The organism is Pseudomonas fragi, assembly GCF_025426255.1.
Classification (GTDB): Bacteria; Pseudomonadota; Gammaproteobacteria; order Pseudomonadales; family Pseudomonadaceae; genus Aquipseudomonas; species Aquipseudomonas kulmbachensis.
In genome coordinates this window covers 2,642,981-2,665,706 of the sequence record NZ_CP104861.1, presented here as the reverse complement: position 1 = coordinate 2,665,706, position 22,726 = coordinate 2,642,981, and the positions used below count along the sequence as shown (strand labels likewise).

Sequence of the window (22,726 nt, the reverse complement as noted above, 5' to 3'; positions counted from 1 at the left end):
GCAGAGTCGCAGTAACTCAACGTATTGCAGTGGTTGTACAAGGTAATCACCCAGCCATCGACTTTTACGGTCATCAGGCCGGCGTTGATGTCAGTCCATCTGTGGTCACCTATACGTCGCGCAGAGCGCACGCCAAGAGCGACAATCTTGACTCATCCTCGTGGAGCCATGAGCGCGATACGCTGAAACGAAATGAATAGGACGTTAACCGGCGGCGCCAACGCTATGAGCGAATGCCTGCTAAAACTTCGCAAGCTCGATCTCAATCACCTGATGGTCTTCGTCGCGATTTACGAATGCTAAAGCGTGTCAGGTGCGGCGTCAGCGTTGGGCATGAACCAACCTGCAGTGAGCATGGCGCTGAAGAGCCTACGCAAAGATTTTCAGGACAAGCTGTTCTTCAGATCTGGCTGCCGGGTCTGCGCCACTCACTTGGCGACCAAACTGGTGCAGCGCATTATTCCCGCAGTCTCACAACTAAATCTGCTGACTCACCTCACAGGCAGCGAATGATTCAGCAGTCGCAAATGGCCGCACATGAGGGAAATCTGTCAGCCGGCATCCAGCTCATCTGCACTTGGCAAACTGCTATCTGCGGCTCTGAGCTGGTCAATCTCATCAAGCAGATCAGCATTAGCTTCAGCCCAGTCGTAAAGCGCAAGGAGAGGCTCTACAAACCTCTGGCCATTGGTCGTCAATGAGTACTCAACCATTGGTGGAACCACCTGAAATACCTTGCGAGCGATCAAACCGTCCCGCTCAAGTTCTCGAAGCGACTGAGTCAGCATTTTCTTGGAGACGCCAGGCATGCATCGTTGGAGCTGACCAGTGCGCAAAGTACCAAAGCTCAGGATGTAGATCACCATGGATGTCCATTTAGGGGCCATCAGCACATGGATTCGGCGGGGTGGGCAATCCTCGCGAACGATGCGAGGGATTGCTAGGTTCGGAGCAATAGGGTCAGTCATGGTTACCTTTAGGTGCATAGGTCACAAAATAGTGCCTAGTCGACAAATCGGATCTGGCATAGCAATCTTACTCCATGCAGCAGATCCTGTCCCCATCTGCCGAGAACCAGGAGTCCATTATGTCAGTACAGAAAATGCGTGCCCAACTGCTGAATGATTACGCCGACGGCACTTTCAAAGAAGTAAGCGTCGACCGTCCCGTAGCAGGTAAAGGTCAAGTGCTTGTCCGCATTGTTGTCAGCGGTGTGAACCCGATTGATACCAAAATTCGAGCTGGCGTTGCCCCATATGCGATGCCCGAACTGCCGGCAATTTTGGGCACCGATCTCGCCGGGGTGGTTGAGGAGGTCGGTGAAGATGTTACAACTTTCAAAGTCGGCGACGAAGTGTATGGTCTGGCCGGTGGCGTACGGGGCCTTCAAGGCTCGCTGGCTGAGTACTCTGCCGTCGACGTAAACCTTCTGGCTATCAAACCAAAAAACGTATCTATGCGCGAAGCCGCTGCCATCCCGCTGGTCTTCCTGACAGCATGGGAAGGCTTGGTTGACCGCGCCAACGTTGGTGCCGGGCAAAGTGTACTGGTGCAAGGTGGTGCGGGGGGCGTGGGTCACGCGGCTGTCCAGATCGCAGTTGCCCGGGGCGCTAAAGTTTTTGCTACTGCTTCGAAAAGTAAGGCTGCGATCGTGGAGTCTTATGGCGCAACTGCCATTGACTACAACACATCATCCGTCGATCAGTACGTTGCCGAACACACAGCGAGCGTGGGGTTCGACGTCGTTTACGACACGGTCGGCGGCAAGAGCCTCGATGATTCTCTCGTAGCTACATGCCCATACGGTCACGTGGTGAGTTGCGCCGCGTTCGGAACCCATTCCCTGGCGCCAGGTTCGTTACGGTGTGTCACGCTTTCTGGCGTGTTCGTGCTCTTGCCCATGTTGAGCGGGGAAGGGCGCGCCCACCACGGCGACATTCTTCGTGAGGCAACCAAGCTGGTTGAAGCGGGCCAGTTCAAACCTTTGCTCGACAGCCACACCTTCAAGCTTGCTGATGCGCAAGCGGCTCACGAACTCCAGGAGTCGGGTAAAGCGTTGACCAAGATCGTCATTGACATCGCGTAACACCCTTGCAGGTAAACCTGTCTAGGCGAGCACAGAGCGGTAACTTGAAGCGACGCGGTAACAACCCGCTTCGCTTCTCCGCTTGCAGGCTACTCAGGCCATATCTGCGAATGTAACTGACTTAACAGCATAATCTGACGCTCACGCCATTTTGGTGATTCAAGAGCGCTGCGAGCGGCTGCCTGCTCCTTGGGTTACGGCGAGGAGCAGTTCAAAAGACTAGCAACCTAGAAAAACCGATCCACCTGACCATCACATACTAAGCTCGCAGGAACACCATGTCTTGAGCTTGATGAGCCTGATCCACCCAAGCAGGAAATTTGTTGTTCTCGCATGGAGATGTAGAAAGGTACAAGGTCTTTAAGTGACGGGCTTAACGACCAAAGCGGTGCACAAAAGTCTCTACTCCAGCGTCAAACTGGCTAAACCATCTGCGAGGCGCGTAGTTCGTGGACGGTTCATATTACTTCTGCTTTGGGCTTACCCCCTTCGGGGTGCGGCTGGCGTGAAACCAAACCCTGACTACGTCAAGTTTTGGCCCTACGGGCTTTCATTCTCAAGCCTTTGGCCCATCGGGGGCCGGCGCGCTCCGCTTGCGCTGTAGGGGCACGCCACAATTAGGCAACCCCTGCCCATCGCTCATTGTTTATAAACTAATGCGTCAACTACAACGCCAAATGCGGATGAATGCTCTCGTCGATTCGGATAGTAAAGATGGTAGCCCGCGAACGGCTGGCACCAATCTTCCAGAACCCGCACGAGACTGCCCTCCGCTAGTTCGTTGGCCACCATGTCCTCTGGAAGAAACGCCAAACCACACCCCGCAACAGCCGCACGCAAAATTGGCACGCTGCTGTTGAATGTCCATTGCCCTTCTACGCGTGCCTTGAGTTCGTGACCGTTCTTCTCGAAATCCCACTGCATGAGGCTCCCATGAGTGGGGAGACGCAGATTAATGCAGTTGTGCGCGGCCAGATCCGCCGGCTCCATGGGGATTTGCTGCCCTTTGAAATATTCAGGCGAGCCCACCACTGCGATTCGCAACGATGGGCCAATCGGTACGGCAATCATGTCCTTGGCTACCTGTTCGCCCAGGCGCACACCCGCGTCATACCGCTGCGCGACGATGTCGGATAGAGCGTAATCGACGGTGATTTCGACCTTGATATCTGGGTAGTCGGGCAGCACTTTCAACAACTTTGGCCAGAGAATATTGTTCGCAGCATGCTCGGACGCCTGGATGCGAACATTGCCGGCAGGAGTGACGCGAAACTCGCTTACGGCGGCCAGTTCCAATTCGATCTCGTCAAAGCGCGGCGCCATCGATTGATAAAGCCGCTGACCTGCCTCGGTTGGTGAAACGCTGCGGGTGGTGCGCGTCAAAAGGCGTACCCCGAGCCGGCTCTCCAGTGCACGCATGGTGTGACTTAATGCCGACTGCGAGACGCCCAACTGTGCAGCGGCACGGGTGAAACTGCCCGCGCGGGTGATGGCCACGAAAGCTTGCAGATCATTGAGATTAGCGCGGGACATTGATGAGAGCCTCTCATGAGGGACGCGTGATCATTCCATGAAAGCAGGTTGCGCACGGATGCGCGACCCTCAGAGAACTCAATACAGGGTGCGAGCGTAAAACGCCGTCAGTTTCCCAATTGCGGCGTCGACATAGCGAGGCACCCAATAGGTTTCAATATGCGTGGCGCCGTCGAGGATGAACATTTCCTTGTCCTTGGTGCCAGTAGCTTTGGGGAGCGCATCCTGGGTCATATACAGGCTGTCGGCCTTGCTGCCAGCAATCATCAACAACGGTTGGTTGATCATTTCGATATGGTCGGTGGCGTCGAAACGCATCAGATCCAGCAGACTGCTGGTGGTGTATTTGAAGGTCGAGTTCGGGTGTGCGTGGGTCTTCCAGTAGTATTCGTAGCCTTGGCGATAAAGCTCGAAGGGCAGCTTGGCAATCTGTTCATTAGTAAGGTTGGCATCACCGGAATACAGAACCGCACCACCGGCTGCTTCTTGCGCACGTGCCGCCGACGCCTGCTGCAGACGTTGTTGAATGCTATCTTTTTGCGAGTCGTTATAGCCGTTGCGACGCACCAGGCCCGAGTTGAACATGCTCACTGTCGCCAGCGATTTGAAGCGTTTGTCGGTTTGCGCCGCAGCTAATGAGTAACCGCCCCCACCACAAATACCGAGCAGACCCAGGCGGTTGTCATCAACGCCGGCAAACTGGCTGATGAAATCGGCCATGCCGTGGATGTCTTCAATGCGATACGAGGGTTTATCGATGCTACGCGGTTGACCATCGCTGGCGCCCTGGTATGCCGCGTCGGCGGTAATGGTGATGTAGCCCTGTTCGGCCAGACGCTGGGCGTACAGGCCGGCGACTTGTTCTTTCACACCACCATTGGGGTGCGCGACGACCACGGTCGGGTAAGTCTTCTTCGCATCGTAATTGGCCGGGGTGTAAACGTTGGCGGCGATGTCTAGACCATTGAGCTTGTAGCTGACTGGGTGGATATTGACCTTGCCCGGTTCGTTCTTGGTGATCGCGCCGTCATAGGCCAGCGTGAACGGGTTCTTTTTGTAGTCGGCGGCCAAGGCTTCACCGGCAGATAGACCGACCAATGCCGACATGAGCGTGGCTTTGAGAGTGTTTTTCACGTGAAACTCCTGAGCAATCAAAAGGGAGGCAGTCGAAAGGACGGGCGGATCAGTCCAGCTGTTTTTCTTTGAGGAATTGCGACACCAGATCAGCGATCTGCACGTTGTTCAGATCCGACATGGGGAAGTGGGTATTGCCGTTGATGCCTGTCTCGGGCAAGTGGATCAGTCGTACATCGCCACCGTGCTGATTGACCGCGTCGCGCCATAGCCGGGCCATCTTAAGGCGAGCGCGCCAACTGTCCTGGGCAGGCAGATCGATGGCCTGATCGGGGATGTTGTCGCCGTAAATGATAAGAATCGGGATTCGCGTGAGCGCCATGAATTGCTCCATCGGCACAGCCGCGCCTTGCACCGTGTCAAATGCGCTGGGAATCGGCGCAGGTACTTCACCTTCGGCAAACACGAAGCTGCTACCAGGCTCGAATGCCACGATAGCCTTAACCTTGTCGTTCTTGATCGCCGTCAACCAGCCCGGCCCGCCACCTTGCGAATGGGTGAACAAGATTCCCGGGCCGATTTTGTCGAATAGCGCCGAGACGCCATCAGAGACGACGCCCATTTCGAACGGCCCGGTGTTCGGCGTCATTGCCCGGAAAAACTGCTCGCGGGTCTGGGCATCCTGTGCCACTTGCACGCCGTTGAAGTAGTTGGGCCACAGGCCAATGCGGAACTGGTTGAACCACAGTTGTTCGTCCGGCGTCGGCTTGATTGTGGTCTCGACTATGCTGCGCCCGGCATCACCACGCCGTGGCTGATCGATAAGATAAACGCTGTAGTGACGCCGCAGAAAAATATTCTGAAAACCTTCGCGGCCATCGGCGGTGGTCTCCCAGGTTTTGGAGAACTGACCCGCGCCGTGCCACATGACGATGGGCAGTTTTCGCGCATCGACCGGGATTTGGTAGAAAGCGTAGGCGTGGTCACCGTGATAGGTCTGGCCGTCGGGCGTCATTGGTTTGCGCGGGTTGAACGTACCTGGTGCAGTCGTCATCGTTCCGCCAGCGGCGAAGCTGCCTTGTTTTTCTATTATCAGTGGGCCGGAACTATCGGGTTGGCTTGCGCAAGCTGCCAAAAGGCTAAGGAGTGTGGCACCCAACAATTTTTTAGCGGTCATTTCATTTCCTCGAAGCTGCGAGGGCTTGAGCCAGCGCTGTACCCGCACGCTCGGCGGTCTGGGCATCACCGTGCTTTTTCAATAAATCGGTCACTTGACGCAACTGCGCTGCGCTGAGTCCGACACGAAGGCTCGCCAGCATGTGCGAGCGGAGTTGCGATTCCACTCCCGGTGTTGCCGCTAGCGCTCCGACAGTCGCCAGTTCGCGGCTTTGCCAATCGAGGTTGTCGCGCTCGAAGATGTCGCCGAACAGGTGGGATTGCAGGAACTGGTTGATCACTGGCGCGAATTCGAACACCGTTCCTTTGACCGGGGCGCCGGAGATCTTGGTTTGATTCGCCGTACCCGCCGCCAACAACTCAGCCCCGACCGGAATCGCCCGGCTTGGTTCGCGTCCCAGCGCATCTGCAATGCCGCGTTGTTTGCGTGCCTGCACCACAGTCATCAGCTCGTTTAAGGCATTAAGGCTCCGCGGGAAACCGACGTAGGCGTAGAGCTGTACGAGAATTTCCCGAGCTTCGCTGACGCTCAGGCCCGCATCGAGTCCTTGGTTGAGGGCTGCGTTGAGGCTAGGCATGTCGCTAGTCGCCATAAACGCGGCAATTAGGGGAATCGCTTGCTGTCGGGTCGACAGTGATTCTGAGCTGGCGGGTGAGATCGTCACGGTTTGCGATGCCTCGGCTGCTTGAGTGGTCACGCTGAACATCGCACCAGCGCTTAAACAGAGCATCAACAGTGCGGAGAGGGCAGTGGTCTTGCTTGCGTCACTGGTCATCATGAGGCTCTATCCATTGCGAGTCGTTGCGGTGTTGCTGGATCGTACGGAGGATGGTTGGGGAGATTAACCCCGGTATTGCGCAAGGACTCCTGAGCAGAACTCATGAGTGCTCGTTGCGATAATCGCCGAAATCCCGGCGCGACCTCGCTGGTGCGGGGCCTAGCGGTCGGATGACTGTTTGCGGCGTGGGTGCCGGACAAGCAGCTTCGACACATTCCGTAACTTCATTTACCAGAGTATTGCGCCTCAGAGACCTGCTCCGCCCAGGTGACGGTCTTGCCGTCCTCGGCTTCAGCGATGGCGATGTGGGTCATGCCGTTGCTGGCCGTGGCGCCATGCCAGTGGCGGGTATTTGGCGGAATCCAGACAATGTCTCCCGGACGAATTTCCTGACGCGGGCTACCTTCTTGCTGCACGTAGCCGACACCCGCTGTGACGATCAGCGTTTGCCCGAGTGGATGGGTATGCCACGCAGTTCGTGCGCCGGGTTCGAAGGTTACCGTGCCACCGCCGATGCGTGCTGGCAGTTCTCCCTTGAACAGGCCATCAACGCGCACCGTGCCCGTAAAGGTTTCCGCCGCGCCTCTAATCGAAGGCTGCGAGTCGTTCGGGGTTATGCGGATTTCACTGGCTGCCTGCGACTTTGCCGTCATAAGTGAAAAAGCAACGAGTGGTGCGATTAATCGGTTCATTGGATCAATTCCGGTCAGGCAATGAAGCGGCTCCGTACACGGAGCCGCGTAGGGCAGACTCAGAGTCCGGTCATCTTCAGCGCCGATTCCGGCAAGCGTTCACCGTGCACTTGAATCTGGGCGATCTGCTCGTTGATCACGCGCAGGTTGTCATCCGTCAGTTGCAGTTCAACTGCGCCAAGATTCTCTTCCAGCCGATGTTGTTTGGTCGTGCCAGGGATGGGCACAATCCACGGTTTTTGCGCTAGCAACCATGCGAGTGCCACTTGCGCCAGCGTGGCGTTTTTGCGTTGCGCGACGGCTTTCACCACATCGACCAACGCCAAGTTGGCCTTACGCGCCTCAGGAGAAAAACGGGGGACAAAATTGCGGAAGTCGCTGGCGTCAAATTGGGTGTTCTGATCGATCTGCCCTGTGAGGAAGCCTGCGCCAAGTGGACTGAACGGAACGAAGCCAATACCCAGTTCCTCCAGTGCGCCAAGGAGTTCCTGTTCCGGGCCACGCCAGAACAGCGAATATTCGCTCTGCACCGCCGTCACTGGCTGCACTGCATGTGCCCGGCGAATAGTTTGGACGCCCGCCTCGGATAGACCGAAATGCTTGACCTTTCCCTCGGCGATCAAATCCTTAACGGCGCCGGCCACGTCTTCAATCGGCACCTGCGGATCAACGCGGTGCTGATAAAACAGGTCGATGCACTCAGTACGTAAACGCTTCAACGATGCCTCTGCCACAGCGCGTATGTGTTCTGGGCGGCTGTTGGTGCCGCCGCCACGTGCGCCAGTGATCAAGTCAATATCGAAGCCGAACTTTGTGGCGATCACCACTTTTTCGCGGATCGGCTGTAAGGCTTCACCCAGCAGCTCTTCATTGGCGAAAGGGCCATACGCCTCGGCGGTGTCGAATAGGGTGACGCCTTGCTCATGGGCCGAACGAATCAACTTGATCATGGTGGCTTTGTCGGCGGCAGGCCCGTAGGCCGAGGTCATGCTCATGCAGCCCAAGCCCAGTGCGGAAACTTCAAGGCCGTTGCCCAGCGTGCGGGTTTTCATAATGTCACTCCGTAACGAATTCGATTAACGCGTGATGGGGTGATCGCTCAACCAACCGTTCACGCGCTCCATGGTCTTGCGTTCCTGCTCACCTTCCATCACAAAACCTTCCAATACCTTAGCCTTCGGTGCGTGTTTTACTAGCACGCTGCGGCTGTTGCCCAAGCCATAACCGCCGTGGGTGTTGAAGGGGATGAGGATCTTGCCGGTCAGGTCGTGAGCACTCAAAAAAGCACGGATGATTGGCGGCGCAGTTTCACCCCAGATCGGAAAGCCGAGATAAATCGTGTCGTACTCGTTGAGGGCGCGAATCTTGCTTTGCAGCTCGGGTTCGAAGCCTTTGTCACGCTCCTGACGCGCCTATTCCACGGTCTGCAGATAATCCTCGGGGTAGGCGTGGGCCGGGCGAATTTCGAAGAGGTCGGCACCAAGGCCGCGTTGAATCAGCCCGGCGACCACGTGTGTATTGCCAGAGCGAGAAAAGTACGCAACCAGAATTCGAGAGCCTGAACGCGGTGCTTCACTGGTGGTTTGCGTGTCAGCAAGCGACAGTAGCGGCGCACTCGCAAGTGCGGCGATGACCGTACGCCGCAGCGGGTCGTGATCGTTGCTCATCGCCCGACGCGTTCCTTGAGTGATTCGGGATAACGCTCGCCTTCGATGCGGATCTGCGCCAGTGCAACATCAATCGCTTTGAGGTCGCCCGCATCGAGCGTGATGTCCGCGCCGCCGAGATTTTCTTCCAGGCGATGCAGTTTGGTCGTTCCCGGAATCGGCACAATCCATGGCGTCTGCGCCAGTAGCCAGGCCAGTGCTATCTGCGCTGGGGTGGCTTGTTTCTGTGCAGCGATTTTCCGGATCAACACCACCAGACCTTGGTTGGCTTGCAGCGCCGACTGGCTGAAGCGCGGGACAATGCTGCGGAAATCGTCACTTCCGTAAGTGGCCTCTGCCGATACGGTGCCGGTGAGAAAACCCTTACCTAGCGGGCTGAACGGGACGAAGCCAATACCCAATTCCCAAAGCGTCGGCAAGATCTCCTTCTCAGGCTCGCGCCACCACAGCGAGTATTCGCTTTGCAGCGCTGTGACCTGTTGTACCGCATGGGCGCGACGAATGGTTTGCGCACTTGCCTCTGACAGACCGAAGTGCTTGACCTTGCCTTCACCAATTAGATCCTTTACCACACCGGCGACGTCCTCGATGGGCACGTTTGGGTCAACCCGATGCTGGTACAGCAAATCGATGTAATCGGTCTTCAATCGACGCAACGAACCCTCGACGGCTACACGTATGTGCTCGGGGCGGCTGTTGAGAATTTGCTGCTTATTGTCGTCACCGAAGGTAAAGCCGAACTTGGTGGCGATCACCACTTCATCGCGAACCGGTGCCAATGCTTCACCCACCACTTGCTCGTTCAGGTAAGGCCCGTAAACCTCGGCGGTATCGAAGAAAGTGACGCCTTTATCCACCGCCGAGCGGATCAGCGAGATCGCTTGCTGTGTGTCCGTCGCCGGGCCGTATCCATGGCTCAAGCCCATGCAGCCGAAACCGAGTACTGATACTTCAAGTGAGCTGTTGCCGAGTGTGCGCTTGTGCATTTCGTTCTCCTGAATATAGCGTTGGAGAACAGTAAGCGTGCTAACGACTTCGGACTAGACGGGTAAATCTGCAAGGGGTCATGAGGGGTGCTCATCAATTACCTTTTGTAGTTGCGGTTAGCAACGAACTACGGTGTCCCGAAGAGTTCGGGAGTGTGCACCCAGCTAACGCGCGCTCAGGTGGATCGTAAGCGTCTGCCCAACACACCTTTCGTGATTAAACGGGCGCCCACCTGTGCGGCAACAGCTCGGTAATCTCACTCGCACACTGCGTCGGTAGGCCGTGTGAACCCAAATCTATCTGGCTGGACAAGGTTTTTGGCGAGAGCAAAAAATTTCGGTGCTGGCGCAGATTGCTGTAGATATGGCGCACTTTGCGTTCTTGCTGAAGTTCAAACCCCCTACACTTATCTTTTTGATAATCAGAGATCAACTCGAAGCTTGAGCTGGGATGGAGATTCGATGACACGTAATCAATCATTTTACTTTGACTTCGGTTGGCAGGTTTTACTGAAAGATATGGGCTTTCAACCGAGTCATGTACTGCGAAAGGCCGGGCTTCCAGAAGATCTATTTTCTCGCGAGGGGTATGCACTTACTACTGATGAGTATTTCCGCTTCTGGCGTAACCTCGAAGCCGAAGCAGGAGATCCCCTATTTTCCTTGGGCATGGTCGAGAAGGTCTCAGCCGAGTCTTTCATGGGGTACGTGCACGCGCCCGAGCCCGAGCCCGAGCCCAGTCTTCGGCTCACCCGAAATGGCATCGCAATCCATAAAATTCAGGGCGTGAGCTTCACTTATAAATCCGATCCAGTTCACCACGAGCCCTGGTCAGAAGGAACACGTCACTACGGGATTCGATAATTGCCAACGTCATTTGCTTTCCAAGAACCGTGACGATCGATGCCCGGTGGAGCAGAGTGGTGCGACACGGTGCAGTGAGGAGATCGACAAGTACAAAGATTCGCCTATAGCATCGTGGGCACCCATTAATAAACTCGCATTATTCGCCAAGGGAATGACGACTCATGATCACCAGAATTCACATCCGTGGGTACCGCATCTACAAGGATTTCAACCTTCTTCCGAACCCGAAAATGAACATTTTGGTTGGGGGTAACGACGCGGGTAAGTCCACCTTGATGGAAGCGGTTTCGCTGGCCCTGAACGGTCGGATCGGCGGCCGCAGCGTCCTTGAAGAATTGAACCCGCACTGGTTCAACACCGAGCTCGTCAAGGAGTTTCTAGCGGAGCGAGCTGCCGGCAAAAAGCCCGCATTGCCCGAAATCCTGATAGAACTTTACCTGCGCGATGACGATGAATTGCAGGTGCTTTGTGGTGCCGTGAACACCGCCGTCCCAACCAATGCCTGCCCGGGAGTCTTCTTGAGGATCTACCCCAACGAAGAGTACCAGGACATGCTGGATGACTGGCTCAAGACACCCAATGCCCTGCTGCCCGTTGAGTACTACACGTGCGAATGGCGGTCGTTCGCTGATCGGGAGCTTACCAAGCGTCCGCGGGTGCTGTCGGTGGCAACAATCGATTCCAGGACAGTCAAATCCTCAGCGGGTGTGGACTACCACCTGCGCCAGATCCTGAGCGACCACCTGGAGACCACTGAGAAGGCTGAAATCTCGTTGGGCTTTCGTACTGTCAAAGCCTCAATGACCGATGGTGCGCTGGCGACAGTCAATACACGGTTCTCGACACTGGGTGCATCATTGCTGGCGGAGCCTATGGCATTGGCTATGGATCAGACGTCGCGCACGTCCTGGGAAAGCGTCATTACCCCTCATGTAGACAATGTTCCCTTCTCGATGGCAGGCCAGGGTCAGCAAGCTGCGATCAAGATATCGCTCGCGATGAAGCGTCACTCGGCCAAAGTGAAGATCGTCATGATCGAAGAGCCCGAGAATCACCTGTCACACACCAGTCTTACCACTCTGCTAGACCGCGTTGAAAAGCTAGCTTCTGACGACCAACAACTGTTTGTGTCCACGCACAGCACGTATGTGCTCAATCGCCTTGGCCTGAACGCGCTGCACCTTCTGAATAGAAATTACGCGTCGAAGATTACGGCTCTTGATCCCGGAACTGTCCGGTACTTTCAGCGCCTTCCTGGATACGACACGCTCCGTCTCGTGCTGGCTAAAAAGGTTGTCCTGGTGGAGGGGCCGTCTGACGAAATCATTTTCGAAAGGGTGTTTCACGACGTGCATGGGTTAACACCTATGGCTGCCGGCATCGATATCATCAGCATGCGGGGGCTTGCGCTGGCCCGCTGTCTTGAATTGTGTGCTGCCGTCGATAAACCGGTCGCGGTGATGCGAGACAACGACGGAATTGAGCCTACCGATCTTCGGGTGTCGGTCGAGAAATGGCTGGACGGCACGAAACGCGAACTCTTCATCGGCCAGGTGAGTGATGGCCGTACCCTCGAACCGCAGCTGATTACAGCGAATGGTGAAAGTCATCTCAGAGAGGTGCTCGGAATCACGCCGAAGGCAGACTTGGTGACCTGGATGACTCGCGAAAAGACTGAGGGTGCTTTACTTATCGCCGAGTCCCCGAAAGCTCTGTCCGCCCCGAATTATATGAAGGAAGCGGCGGAGTTCATCCAAAATGCCTAACCATTTGACGCTTGCAGTCGCCGGGGGCAGGAAAACTCAAGGGCTCGTTGATTACTGCCGCGAAGCGACTGATCGAAAGATTGCAGTGTTGACCTTCACGCAAACGAACCAGCAAGAGATTCGATCGCGCTTGGCAAGCCAGGCAGGCGACAGCAACACCATGGAAGTCATGGGTTGGTACACCTTTCTGCTTCGTCATTTCGCACAACCATTCCTACGGTTCAAATTCCCTAAGGATCGGGTCAAGGGCTTTGACTTTGAAGGCAGACCCTTCAAGTTTGCCACGGGTAGAAGTAGGTTCATGGACTCGGGTGACCGGGTCTACGGATGCGAATTGGGGAAGCTCGCGTTTGAGTTGATGGAAGCGACACCGACGCTTCTACGCAGGTTGGAGTGCATCTACGATAAAATATTGATCGATGAAGTCCAGGATCTCGCCAGCTACGACTGGGAAATTTTGGAGGTGCTTCTGGGCTCGAAAATTGATGTGCGCATGGTGGGAGATGTCAGGCAGGCGGTTTTGTCTACAAATCCTCGAGGCCAGAAGAACAAGAAATTTGGCTATGCCGCGTCGCTGGAGTGGTTCAGGGATCGCGAAGCGGAAGGCTTACTAACCATCACCTATGCGACCACGACCTACAGGTGCAGGACAGAGATTGCTACTTTTTCCGATACCATATTCGACGCAACCTGGGGGTTCCCAGATACCACCTCGGAGAATTTCGACGCTACAGAGCATGACGGTGTATTCCTTCTCCACACGCAGCATGTCGAGGAATACGTCGGCCGTTATAGGCCACAGTGCCTGAGACATTCCGTGAACTCGGCAAAGCATCTCGATCTGGATTTCCAGAATTTCAAAGGGGTAAAGGGAGCGACATTCGAGCGGGTATTGCTTGCACCCACTACTAATATTGAGAGTTTTATCAAGAAGGGAGCGCATCTAGAAGCTACGGCCGCGGCGGCATTCTACGTAGCCGTAACCCGGGCCCGGCAGAGTCTTGCGATCGTCGTCGACAAGCCCGGGGAATCGAAGCTACCGGTATGGGCCCCATAGGCTCGATGATTGCTGGATTGGAGGTTTACAGGGCTCTGCAGGACTTTGCAGAGCCGGCAATTGCTCTTCAGCAACATGATCGCCTTTGACCTCGACCCCATCAATCCTGATCGGCTGCTCTATGCCTCGAAGGACTCCGGTGAGCGGGAGTTGGGGCTTGCGCGGTGCACTCAATTCAACAACCGAAACCTGGTGTCACTGGCCCACAGTTTGGGGTTACGGATTCGGCCATGGCCATTCGAATCAAAGAGCTGGAGTTGGTGCGCTGGCCTTAGGGAGGCCAGTTTCACCAGGGTTAGATCTTCAGGTCATCCGGGTAGTCTTCCACGGGAAGCCCTGCAACAAGGTATCCGTCTTCCGACCTGGTCTGCGACTCCACATGATGCATGGCCAAGCAGAGGTAAACCAAAGCGGCTCGGCATAACCGTATGATCAGGTGGGTCTTCGCAACGAGATCCTCCCTCTCGATAACAAAGGCTAGCTGGTCTGCATGGCGCTCCGACGCACCAGCAATCCAATGGAACGCATCTACGACCTTGGCATGTTTGTGTTCAAGATGGTTTCTCAATTCATCCAGGGCCTTCGCATCAGGAGTTGCGACGCTCCTGAGTACTTCGGAGTAGATGTCTTGGGATACCCAATAGAGCGCTCGAAGCGGCGAGTTGTGGGTTGATATAAACTCTCGCCGAACAGTCCATTCCTGCGTTGGGCCTCCTTTTTTGCGTGGTTCGAACCAAAGCGTTCGGAAGCTCACGCTTCGCTCAGGGATTCCCAGTTGCCAATAGCCGTTGACGAAATACGCCACCTTATCCAGCAGCGAATAGGCATTACGGAACGCGGTCTTGATCTGCTCCAGCCCTATCGAATACAGGGCATAGTCACAGTTGAAAGCCAGTGCGACTTCTTTGTCAGCGTAATGGACTGAGCGGGCCTGCTCGCCCTGAAACAGAGAGTGGCGGGCGTAGGCATACTCCTGCTTCATCTGATTAAAAAAGGCCAAGTAGGTAATGCCCACCTCGGCATTGTGGTTAGGCAGGCGCAGCGTGTCATAGGCCGCGACGGGGAGGGCGCCTAGATCGTTCATGGGGTTCAGGAACAACTGGTTGTCCAGGCACCACTGACGATACTCACGCTCCGCTTTGGACTTGCCAAGATTGTGGTCGAACAGCTCAGTGTCATCCTCCTGGTCGACCTCTTCAGCGAGTCTCACCTGGTACCACTTGAATGCCTGAATAGCTTCATTTGTGGTTGCTCCGTCACGGCCCACTCCACCTTCGATGGCAGACTCTAAATGCCGGCGCGCGTGAACAAAAAACCAATGGGTATGCCCAGGGTCGTACAGCGCGCCGCCATAGCGCACGAGACCTATCCCTTGGTTACCGAGTGCCATCCCAAGTATGGGCTGCTCCACCAAAGCTCTGCGCCACTCAGACAAAGCTTCTATCCAGCGGCCGCAGGCGCTCAGGGCGTTCCCAAGGTTGCAGTGAATCTTGGCACGACGGTCAGCCGGTATGGCCGTGAAACCCTCATGTTGAATGGCTGCACGCAGGAAATACAGCTCGTTCAGCAGGGCGGGATGGTTGACAATGGTTGCCTGGTCTTCTTGATATTCGATGACATACAAGTGAGCCCAGGCGTTGGCACAGGAATACAAAACAAGGCACCCTGCAGTACGTTCGCAGAGCGCCACGACCTCGCTTGCCAGCTCAGTCGCTCGCCCTAAGAGCGCGACATCCTGCGCATCACCTGCCGAGTCTACGAGGCAATCGAATGCATTCTGCAGTTGGTCAGGATGATCCCCAGAGCTGACAAGCGTCTCGACTACCTTGAGCCAAGCATGGCGATCATCGGCTAGAGGCTGGTAATTCTTTGCTGCCAAGCGTTTGTGCATTCAAGCTGTCCATTAATGAGTGGACTGAAGATTACGCGTTTCCGGAGAGTTGTGTGCGAATGCCCGTCCTATTACGACAGACATTCAGTGTCCGAATAGCAGGAGTGCGAACGGAGCTAACGTTGCAATGATAAATGGGTATGATGGGTAGTGTCTCGGAATGACGCCACACCAGACGCCAGGGCGGTGGCCACTACTGGGAGGAGGGTGAGGGAGGTACGTTCTGGTTGACCTGAAGAGTCATACCCCAGAGGACAATCTTCATGAATAAATTGCTTAGCTAGTAGGCAGCCTGGGCAAGTCGTATGAAGCGACAAGCCGAATTTGGGGTCATCTAGGAGTCTTTTTTTTACGCGCGGGGTGCCGATTTTCGCGCGTCGTACACTACTCATGGGATAAGGCATCAGAGAGTTCTTGAACGAGAGAATTCAAACTAGCCTCGTCCAGCCTCCATTGCGCACAGCTGCTCGTATTAGCGAAATCACGCAGCTACAGAGTGGAAGATTTACGCAGGCTTGAAAACGTAAGATTTTGAAACTTCGCGGCAGCAATCCTTATCTGCGGCTCATCTGAGCCTTGAGCCATCTGCACCAACTGATCCCTACACTTTCGCGCAAATTTTCCTTCAGGGGAGGACTCGAATAGCTTAGCAAGTGGAAGGGGTTGATCGGGATCGAGCTCTAAGTGCTTCAAATAGCTCTCAAAAATGAATGTGAACTGCTCATTCAAAGCCCTAATTCCACCTCCTGGGAGCGTCTCTACCCATGCCCCATGCGCGCCCTTATAAAATTGATTCAATAGCCCTGGATTGCTTGAATTCCCCATCAGCCTGCGTCTTGACTGCCGAGACCACCTAGCAAGCGCAAAATACACCAGAGTACTTTGTTTATACATCTCACCATGAGACAACGCCCCAAGACTCGCCATATACCAGTCCATTTCATACTCAGTCAATTTATGGAAATTCTTAACAGCTTTTTTCTTATGGAACCCCCTGAGGACTGGACTTAACCCTGGTTTACAAACCTCCCGGCGATAGAAATCAATGAACCTATTGATCACGACTTGTGCCATGCCAAACTGACATGAAGCATCACGAGGCGTTGACAAAAATGGACGCCAAGCAGGGTTTACCATCCAGCTTTCGTAGGGCTTCAATGGGTTCGGCAGGAATTTCAAGCTCACTGTAGGAGCGCACCAATCAGCGCTGGGAGAGCTAAAGAACTCCCCATAACGGTGCAGATCCCGAGCCCGCAGACTCAATAGTGACAAACCTTCGGAGAAGCACCAATTGAGAAGACGCTCGAGATGTATGGTCTCGAAGTAATAAGCCTCATTGGCTTGCTCTGGAGGCCAGCTGTGGGCGATCCAAGCCAGGTAACGCTGGCAGTACCATAAGCTAATGAGTGGAAAGCAAGACTCATCTACAGCTGCAAGCCGAGCTAGCAACTCGTTATTCTCCGGAAACTGAACCAAACCAGAGGGTCGCCACTGAGCGTACGGGCAAAATATCGGAAAAGGGACAAACGGTGACATCATGCGGACACCAGCATCGTAAGATCATTGAACGAGTTACGAACATTGTAGACGCTGGCAGAATGCATTATCGGGCGACACTGATGAATGAGTGCCGAGGTCAAGGCGAGGCGAGGCATTGTTGGCTAAGCCGTTGATATTCCACTCGACACAGGTTCATGAAAAAACCGACACAGAATGGTGAAAATGAACAATCTTGATCTGCTCTAACATAATACTGAATTTAACATAATATACATTATGCGTAATTACGCATGCGCCTATTAGGGCCAGTGTCTCTCACATTTCAAGGCTGGCAATCCCACTCTGGAGCGATCCCCGTATTTCGGTGCCTACAACAATGCCCTGACACGATCTGCTACGAACATTCTGCGCGCTCTGTTCGGTTTTTTGCATGCCCATCGCTTTTCTGCATAATTGCAGGCTTTGCATTGAGCTTGTCTGCCAACACCACAATGGAATGACACATGATTAGACAATTCGAACATGACGACATGGAACGCGTTCTGGATATCTGGCTGAGCGCATCGATCAAGGCACATGGATTTATTGACGCTTCGTTCTGGCAATCCCATGTTGCGACGATGCGTGACGTTTACATCCCGGCATCAGAAACGTTTGTCATCCAAGACAAGTCCAGGGTTCTGGGTTTTTGTAGCTTGCTGGGTGATCAACTGGCTGCAGTGTTTGTAGACCCTGACGTTCAAGGCACTGGCCTGGGCAAACAGTTGCTCGGACATGCGAAAACATTGCGCAATGAGTTGAACCTGACGGTTTATAAGGAGAATGCGCCCAGTATTGCCTTTTATCAGTCGCAAGGCTTTGTGCTGATCAAGGAACAGATTGACTCGCAAACCGGCCATGCCGAATACCTGATGCAGTGGTTGTCGAGCAGAACTTTTTGAGGGATGGCCAACATCTTGTGCTCCGGTAGATGTTGGCCGCAATCAGTGGCGCTGATTGCTGTGCATGGTCAAAGTCGATCCGTTACTGCACCGGGGCTCGCGATCATTTTTGAAGTGTCGCCCCCCAAATACAGGCTTCATAGATGATGCCATTCCATGACGAGCAATCATTTTTACAGGTATGTTGGCCCATGCTAACGCAGGCATTGGCTGTCTGTGAAAAGGCCAGAGTAAGTACAAATACAATGATTAATTGTACGGCTGGTTTCATATAAAAAGCTCTTGAGCTGAAATTGATGGTGGTTGCCAGCCTACCTTTCAGGCCCTTGTTGGATTGGACTCGGCAACTGTCGATCGCAGTATTGCGTGATTACACCAGGATAAAAGTCGGCAAAAACCGACGAGACGCGGAATACCTTTCCCGCGTTCTCGAGTGAAATTACAGCTAAATACTAGGTATAAATCCTACTGCGCTCGAGTGACTTTCATCCCAACCAATAGCTGGTTTATATGCGAAAAAACGATAACTAAACTAAAGAACTATTTAGTATAGTTATAACTAGGGGTGAATCTTAACTCTTTCGCCGTGAAGCCAGTTCGAGTTTTGCGCGGCTCAATGATGTTTAAATTCTTGACGCCCTCCCCGATGTAATTAACGCCTGACTGTTAGTGGCAGGGTTGAAGTTACGGGTTAATACCAGCATCGACACAACCGCTACAACCAGTACCCACCAAGCACTGACGAAGCTACCCGTGAGCTCTCGAAGCCAGCCGGTCATCCATGGCGACACAGCATTGATGAGGAACCCCACCCCTTGCACAAAGCCGGCAAGGCGCCCTACTTCGGACGATTTGCGCGAATGGTCGAGAATCAGAATCATGCTCAGGGCAAAACAGGCACCCAGGCCGAAGCCGATCAATGCCACCCACAGGTGTGGCGAATCAAGCGGCCACATCACCAGGCCGACAAAACCCAGCGCCTGCGCGCTAAGGCTGATCGACAATAGCGGGCGTCTGTCTGTACTGCGATGTGCCAGCGTAGGCATCACAAGTGCGCCTATTACCTGGAATACAGTCATAAAAGCCAGAAGCGAGCCGCTTTGTGTTGCGCTCCAGTCCATTTGCAAATAATAAGCGGGTAGCCAGGCAACCATGCTCATGTAGCCACAATTGACCAGGCCAAAATACACCGCCAACAACCACGCCCGACGGTTAAACCACGGGAGCTTGGACGGCCCGCCCATACTCAGGGCAGTACCGGCAAGGGGCAGCAACCACCACGCCACCAGTGCCACAGCCGCCGGGACCAGCCAGATCCCCAGCCCAGCCTGCCAGTGGCTGAAGTGCCCGGCAATGAACGGGCTAAGCAGTGCCGCCAGACCGCCGCCTGCCATAAGCGATGCGCTATACACGCCCAAAGCCAGCGCTACACGATGCTGGAACTGGCGTTTGATCAGCGCCGGAACCAGAGCCTGAATCAGCGCAACACCAGCGCCGCCCAACAAGGCTGTGGCCATCAGGGCTTCGGCTTGCAATACATACAAACGCCAGAGGCATGCGCCCAGTATCATCGTAAGGCCCAAAGCTACTCCACGGCGCTCTCCCAAACGGGCTTGCAGGCCAATCCCGTACAAGGCCACCAAGCCCATGCAAATCACTGGCAAGCTGGTCAACCAAGCACTGCTTTGAAAGCTCATGCGAGTGTCGGCGCGAATCTCCAGTAACAGCGGGCTAATGGAGCTGAGAATCGGGCGCATATTGAGCCCGATGACAATCAGCAGCGCCCAATTGGCAAAAGTGCGTGCAGAGGCTCTATTCAGGCACATTCAAAGCTTTCCAATCGCGGTAGATTTCGACCATGACCGGTTGTGCAAGATACTGTACCGGCAACTGCTGGTCGCACAATGGTAGAGCCATTTGCTGGTAGATCGCGGCGGTAGACAGCCCGAAAGGCTCGCCCTGCTGGTTCGTGGTGGCATACACCACCCTTGAAACACCACACAGGTACATAGCGCCTAAGCACATCGGACACGGCTGACCACTGGCGTAGATAACACATCCATCCAGACGTGCACCCAGCTGCTCACAGGCCGCACGTATCGCTAGCATTTCTGCATGAGCGGTAGGGTCCTGGCTGATATGGATTGTGTTTACCGCTTCCACAATCACCCGACCGTCTTTGACCAGTACTGCACCAAAAGGTCGACCGCCGGAGGCAACGTTGTCGGCGGCCAATTCCACTGCACGTTGCAGGTAATGCTCATCGTTATACATAGGAACTCCAGAACGAAAATCAGTGCGCGCCGGCATTGCGCAGCAATTGTGCAATAGTGTTCTGACCGCGTTTTTGCGCTTGCTGCAGCGGGCTCAGACCATTGCTATCGGGCAAGTTCAGATCTGCGCCCGCCTCGATCAGTTGGGTCACAATTTGTTGATGTGCCAGGCCTCCATCGGAAAGCACGATGGCTTCCATCAAACAAGTCCAGCCCAGACGGTTTTTGTAATCAAGATCAACGCCCGCCGCGATCAACAGGCGCACTGTTTCAACATGGCCGCGCTCGCACGCTGGGATCAAGGCGGTGCCACCATAGCGGTTGGTACTCTTTAGATCAGCGCCATGGGACAGGACAAGTTGCAGGATTTCATTGCGTCCGCTTGCACCTGCCAACAGATAAGGGCTGTCCTGGATCAGATTTTTCTGATTAACGTTGGCGCCGGCTTCGATTAATGCCTTGGCGATTTCTGTCTGGTTTGATCTCGTTGCAAGCAGTAACGCACTGCTGCCATCAATCGTCTTGACGTTGAGGTTTGTACCTTCCGCTATAAGTTGCTGCACCCTCCCCAGCTCACCGTCCTTCACGGCAGCGAGCAGTGTCTTGTCGCTGGCCATGACCACTCCGATCATAAGCAGCCCGGCCGTCAATAGGCCGTATTTGAGTGTCAAGGAGCCCATGTCATGCCCTCTTATAAGTTTTATGAAAAGCCAGTATGGTCAGCGCCTAAGGTATTCTGAAATTAAATATAAGCATGCCTTTCAGTGGCTTTATGCATGGAGTTGCAGATGTTCGATCCCGTACTGTTACGCAGCTTTATCGCTGTAGTGGACTGCGCCAATTTCACTCGGGCAGCCCAACGCCTGCATCTCACTCAGTCCACGGTCAGCCAGCAGATACGGCGCCTGGAAGACAGTCTTGGCTGCAAGCTGCTTAACCGCGAACAGCGCCGGGTAATTGCCACACCAGAAGGCGAACGCCTACTCGCTTATGCTCGACGCATTCTGGTGCTTCAGGAAGAAGCCCTGGAGGTGCTGTTTAATTTGAAAAGTGAGGGCGTATTGCGTCTAGGCGTACCCGAAGACTTTGCTGCCGAACGCTTGATGCCGATTCTCTCGCGGTTTGGCCAAGAGCATCCCGGAGTACGCCTGGAAGTCACCAGCGGTTTGGGCCCGGAGCTGCTGGGGCTGTATCGCCAAGGCGAGTTCGACCTTCTACTGGTCAAACAGATGGGACAAGGTGTCGATTGCCTGGCTTCCTGGCCTGAACCCATGTGTTGGGTGGATAGCCGCTCACTACCGGCCTTGGGACGCGACCCATTGCCTCTCGTTGCCTTTCCTGTAGGCGGTTTGTACCGCAATGAAATGCTTCATCACCTGGAGATGGCAGGATGGCGCTGGCGCATCAATTACTCGAGTGCAAGCCTGGCCAGTGTCTGCGCTGCAGTGGCTGCTGGCTTGGGAATCAGCTTGCTGCCAGAGCGGGTGATCCGCCCGGATCACAAGGTGCTGAAAGCTGGCAGTGGCCTGCCTGACATTCAAGGGGTATTTCTGGCTCTTTACGGTCAAAGCGGACTCAGCCACGCGGGCAAGCTGTTGCAATGCCAACTGACAGAACTATGCGAGGCACTCTGAAAAAATTAGCTTTGGGTTTTGGGCTGGATTTAAACGTGCTAGTGTCGATGCATGACTGATTATTGCAACACCTCGACGACCACCACCACGACCGCACAATGCGGTGCGTGCGAAGTGTCGTGAAGCAATAGCAAACGAACTTCAAAGGCCCGCCAGCGATGGATAGGGCCTTTTTTTGTGCCCTTGTGTCGCTGGTTTAAACGCAAGGAGATGCACCCATGTACGCCCTGTTGATTCTTGATATGCAGATTGGACTTGTTCACGGCCCGGACAAACCTTGGCGCAGCCCAGAGTTACTGGAAACCGTGAACGCCCTGATGGATAAGGCTCGCAGCGCCGGTGCCGCGATTTTTCTTGCACGCCATATCGGCCCTGTTGGCTCCCCTATCGAACCCGGCAGCCCGTTGACGATGTTGGCCCCTGAATTGAGGTTGCAAGGCGGCGAAGTAGTGTTTGAAAAACGCCGGCCCAATGCCTTTAGCCTGACAGGGTTGGCGGATCAGTTACGCGCTTGCGGCGCTACCGGTGTGGTGGTTGCCGGGATGAAAACCCAATACTGCGTCGACAGCACTTGCCGGGCTGCTCGTGACCTTGGCTTCGATGCCGTGCTGATCGCTGACGGCCACACCTGCTCAGATACCCCCGAGTTAAAGGCTGAGCAGATTGTTGCTCATCACAACGCAACCCTTGCCGGACCGTTCTGTCAATTAGTTCAGGCACAGGACTGGACCTTCTAAGCCCGCCCCCCTCTCCAATCGCCCGGCACTGACAATTTGTCGCAGGGCCGGGTTTTTGTTAAAGTCT

The 22,726-nt window shown here is 54.8% G+C and carries 21 protein-coding genes and 1 pseudogene; 8 read left to right on the top strand and 14 right to left on the bottom strand.

The genetic code is table 11. The features are described 5' to 3' along the window. Nucleotides 1–333: 333 nt before the first annotated feature. Nucleotides 334–513, top strand: a complete 180-nt coding sequence (locus N7D90_RS24695; RefSeq protein ID WP_410012294.1) for a hypothetical protein — start codon at nt 334–336, stop codon at nt 511–513. A gap of 38 nt (nt 514–551) precedes the next feature. Here N7D90_RS24695 and N7D90_RS12075 read toward each other — a convergent pair whose 3' ends face one another. Then, nucleotides 552–968 (bottom strand): winged helix-turn-helix transcriptional regulator, encoded by a 417-nt coding sequence (locus N7D90_RS12075; protein ID WP_261738236.1) that lies wholly within the window; start codon nt 966–968, stop codon nt 552–554. Nucleotides 969–1,087: 119 nt separating this feature from the next. Here N7D90_RS12075 and N7D90_RS12070 point away from each other — a divergent pair, with 119 nt between their 5' ends. Next, nucleotides 1,088–2,086 carry a zinc-dependent alcohol dehydrogenase family protein gene (locus N7D90_RS12070; RefSeq protein ID WP_261738235.1) on the top strand — a complete coding sequence of 333 codons (999 nt, stop codon included), beginning with the start codon at nt 1,088–1,090 and terminating at the stop codon, nt 2,084–2,086. A gap of 639 nt (nt 2,087–2,725) precedes the next feature. Here the strand turns inward: N7D90_RS12070 and N7D90_RS12065 are convergent. The 8 genes and pseudogenes from N7D90_RS12065 to N7D90_RS12030 form a co-directional block, all read right to left on the bottom strand. Next, the gene (locus tag N7D90_RS12065; protein WP_261738234.1) at nt 2,726–3,619 is read right to left on the bottom strand and encodes a LysR family transcriptional regulator; all 894 of its coding nucleotides are present in this window, start codon (nt 3,617–3,619) and stop codon (nt 2,726–2,728) included. Nucleotides 3,620–3,697: 78 nt separating this feature from the next. Continuing rightward, nucleotides 3,698–4,753, bottom strand: a complete 1,056-nt coding sequence (locus N7D90_RS12060) for an alpha/beta hydrolase (RefSeq protein WP_261738233.1) — start codon at nt 4,751–4,753, stop codon at nt 3,698–3,700. A gap of 49 nt (nt 4,754–4,802) precedes the next feature. Continuing rightward, nucleotides 4,803–5,747: an alpha/beta hydrolase gene (locus N7D90_RS12055; protein WP_261738232.1), complete on the bottom strand. Its 945-nt coding sequence runs from the start codon at nt 5,745–5,747 to the stop codon at nt 4,803–4,805. A 124-nt stretch (nt 5,748–5,871) separates the two neighbouring features. Next, on the bottom strand, nt 5,872–6,648 hold the full coding sequence (locus tag N7D90_RS12050; RefSeq protein ID WP_261738231.1) for a carboxymuconolactone decarboxylase family protein: 777 nt from the start codon (nt 6,646–6,648) through the stop codon (nt 5,872–5,874). Nucleotides 6,649–6,872: 224 nt separating this feature from the next. After that, the gene (locus N7D90_RS12045; protein ID WP_261738230.1) at nt 6,873–7,340 is read right to left on the bottom strand and encodes a cupin domain-containing protein; all 468 of its coding nucleotides are present in this window, start codon (nt 7,338–7,340) and stop codon (nt 6,873–6,875) included. Nucleotides 7,341–7,399: 59 nt separating this feature from the next. Further along, the gene (locus tag N7D90_RS12040; protein WP_261738229.1) at nt 7,400–8,392 is read right to left on the bottom strand and encodes an aldo/keto reductase; all 993 of its coding nucleotides are present in this window, start codon (nt 8,390–8,392) and stop codon (nt 7,400–7,402) included. Nucleotides 8,393–8,416: 24 nt separating this feature from the next. Further along, nucleotides 8,417–9,007 (bottom strand): annotated as a pseudogene (locus N7D90_RS12035) (flavodoxin). Beyond that, entirely contained in the window at nt 9,004–9,993 is a 990-nt protein-coding gene (locus tag N7D90_RS12030; RefSeq protein ID WP_261738228.1) for an aldo/keto reductase, read from the bottom strand. The pseudogene N7D90_RS12035 and the gene N7D90_RS12030 overlap by 4 nt, the downstream one beginning before the upstream one ends. A gap of 462 nt (nt 9,994–10,455) precedes the next feature. Between N7D90_RS12030 and N7D90_RS12025 the strand changes: the two genes are divergently transcribed. The 3 genes from N7D90_RS12025 (at nt 10,456) to N7D90_RS12015 (ending at nt 13,683) form a co-directional block, all read left to right on the top strand. Next, a complete protein-coding gene (locus N7D90_RS12025) occupies nt 10,456–10,857 on the top strand; it encodes an AraC family transcriptional regulator (RefSeq protein WP_261738227.1) in 402 nt (133 codons plus the stop codon). 164 nt (nt 10,858–11,021) lie between these two features. Beyond that, a complete protein-coding gene (locus N7D90_RS12020; protein WP_261738226.1) occupies nt 11,022–12,626 on the top strand; it encodes an ATP-dependent nuclease in 1,605 nt (534 codons plus the stop codon). Beyond that, on the top strand, nt 12,619–13,683 hold the full coding sequence (locus N7D90_RS12015; RefSeq protein WP_261738225.1) for a UvrD-helicase domain-containing protein: 1,065 nt from the start codon (nt 12,619–12,621) through the stop codon (nt 13,681–13,683). The genes N7D90_RS12020 and N7D90_RS12015 overlap by 8 nt, the downstream gene beginning before the upstream one ends. Nucleotides 13,684–13,978: 295 nt before the next feature. On the opposite strand, the gene N7D90_RS12010 is transcribed toward N7D90_RS12015, so the two are convergent. After that, on the bottom strand, nt 13,979–15,574 hold the full coding sequence (locus N7D90_RS12010; RefSeq protein ID WP_261738224.1) for an LA2681 family HEPN domain-containing protein: 1,596 nt from the start codon (nt 15,572–15,574) through the stop codon (nt 13,979–13,981). A gap of 489 nt (nt 15,575–16,063) precedes the next feature. Further along, the gene (locus N7D90_RS12005; RefSeq protein ID WP_261738223.1) at nt 16,064–16,759 is read right to left on the bottom strand and encodes a hypothetical protein; all 696 of its coding nucleotides are present in this window, start codon (nt 16,757–16,759) and stop codon (nt 16,064–16,066) included. An 818-nt stretch (nt 16,760–17,577) separates the two neighbouring features. Between N7D90_RS12005 and N7D90_RS12000 the strand changes: the two genes are divergently transcribed. After that, nucleotides 17,578–18,015: an N-acetyltransferase gene (locus N7D90_RS12000; protein ID WP_261738222.1), complete on the top strand. Its 438-nt coding sequence runs from the start codon at nt 17,578–17,580 to the stop codon at nt 18,013–18,015. 623 nt (nt 18,016–18,638) lie between these two features. Here the strand turns inward: N7D90_RS12000 and N7D90_RS11995 are convergent. Genes N7D90_RS11995 through N7D90_RS11985 form a run of 3 tightly spaced genes read right to left on the bottom strand, consistent with a single transcriptional unit; the run spans nt 18,639 to nt 20,920 of the window. Then, nucleotides 18,639–19,841 carry a CynX/NimT family MFS transporter gene (locus N7D90_RS11995; RefSeq protein ID WP_261738221.1) on the bottom strand — a complete coding sequence of 401 codons (1,203 nt, stop codon included), beginning with the start codon at nt 19,839–19,841 and terminating at the stop codon, nt 18,639–18,641. After that, nucleotides 19,828–20,289, bottom strand: coding sequence for a nucleoside deaminase (locus N7D90_RS11990; RefSeq protein WP_261738220.1), 462 nt, complete (start codon nt 20,287–20,289; stop codon nt 19,828–19,830). The genes N7D90_RS11995 and N7D90_RS11990 overlap by 14 nt, the downstream gene beginning before the upstream one ends. Before the next feature lie 19 nt (nt 20,290–20,308). Beyond that, nucleotides 20,309–20,920: an ankyrin repeat domain-containing protein gene (locus tag N7D90_RS11985; protein WP_395246429.1), complete on the bottom strand. Its 612-nt coding sequence runs from the start codon at nt 20,918–20,920 to the stop codon at nt 20,309–20,311. Between the two features lie 156 nt (nt 20,921–21,076). On the opposite strand from N7D90_RS11985, the gene N7D90_RS11980 reads away from it, so the two are divergent. After that, nucleotides 21,077–21,922, top strand: a complete 846-nt coding sequence (locus N7D90_RS11980; protein ID WP_261742357.1) for a LysR family transcriptional regulator — start codon at nt 21,077–21,079, stop codon at nt 21,920–21,922. Between the two features lie 218 nt (nt 21,923–22,140). Next, the gene (locus tag N7D90_RS11975) at nt 22,141–22,659 is read left to right on the top strand and encodes a cysteine hydrolase family protein (protein ID WP_261742356.1); all 519 of its coding nucleotides are present in this window, start codon (nt 22,141–22,143) and stop codon (nt 22,657–22,659) included. Nucleotides 22,660–22,726 lie beyond the last annotated feature (67 nt).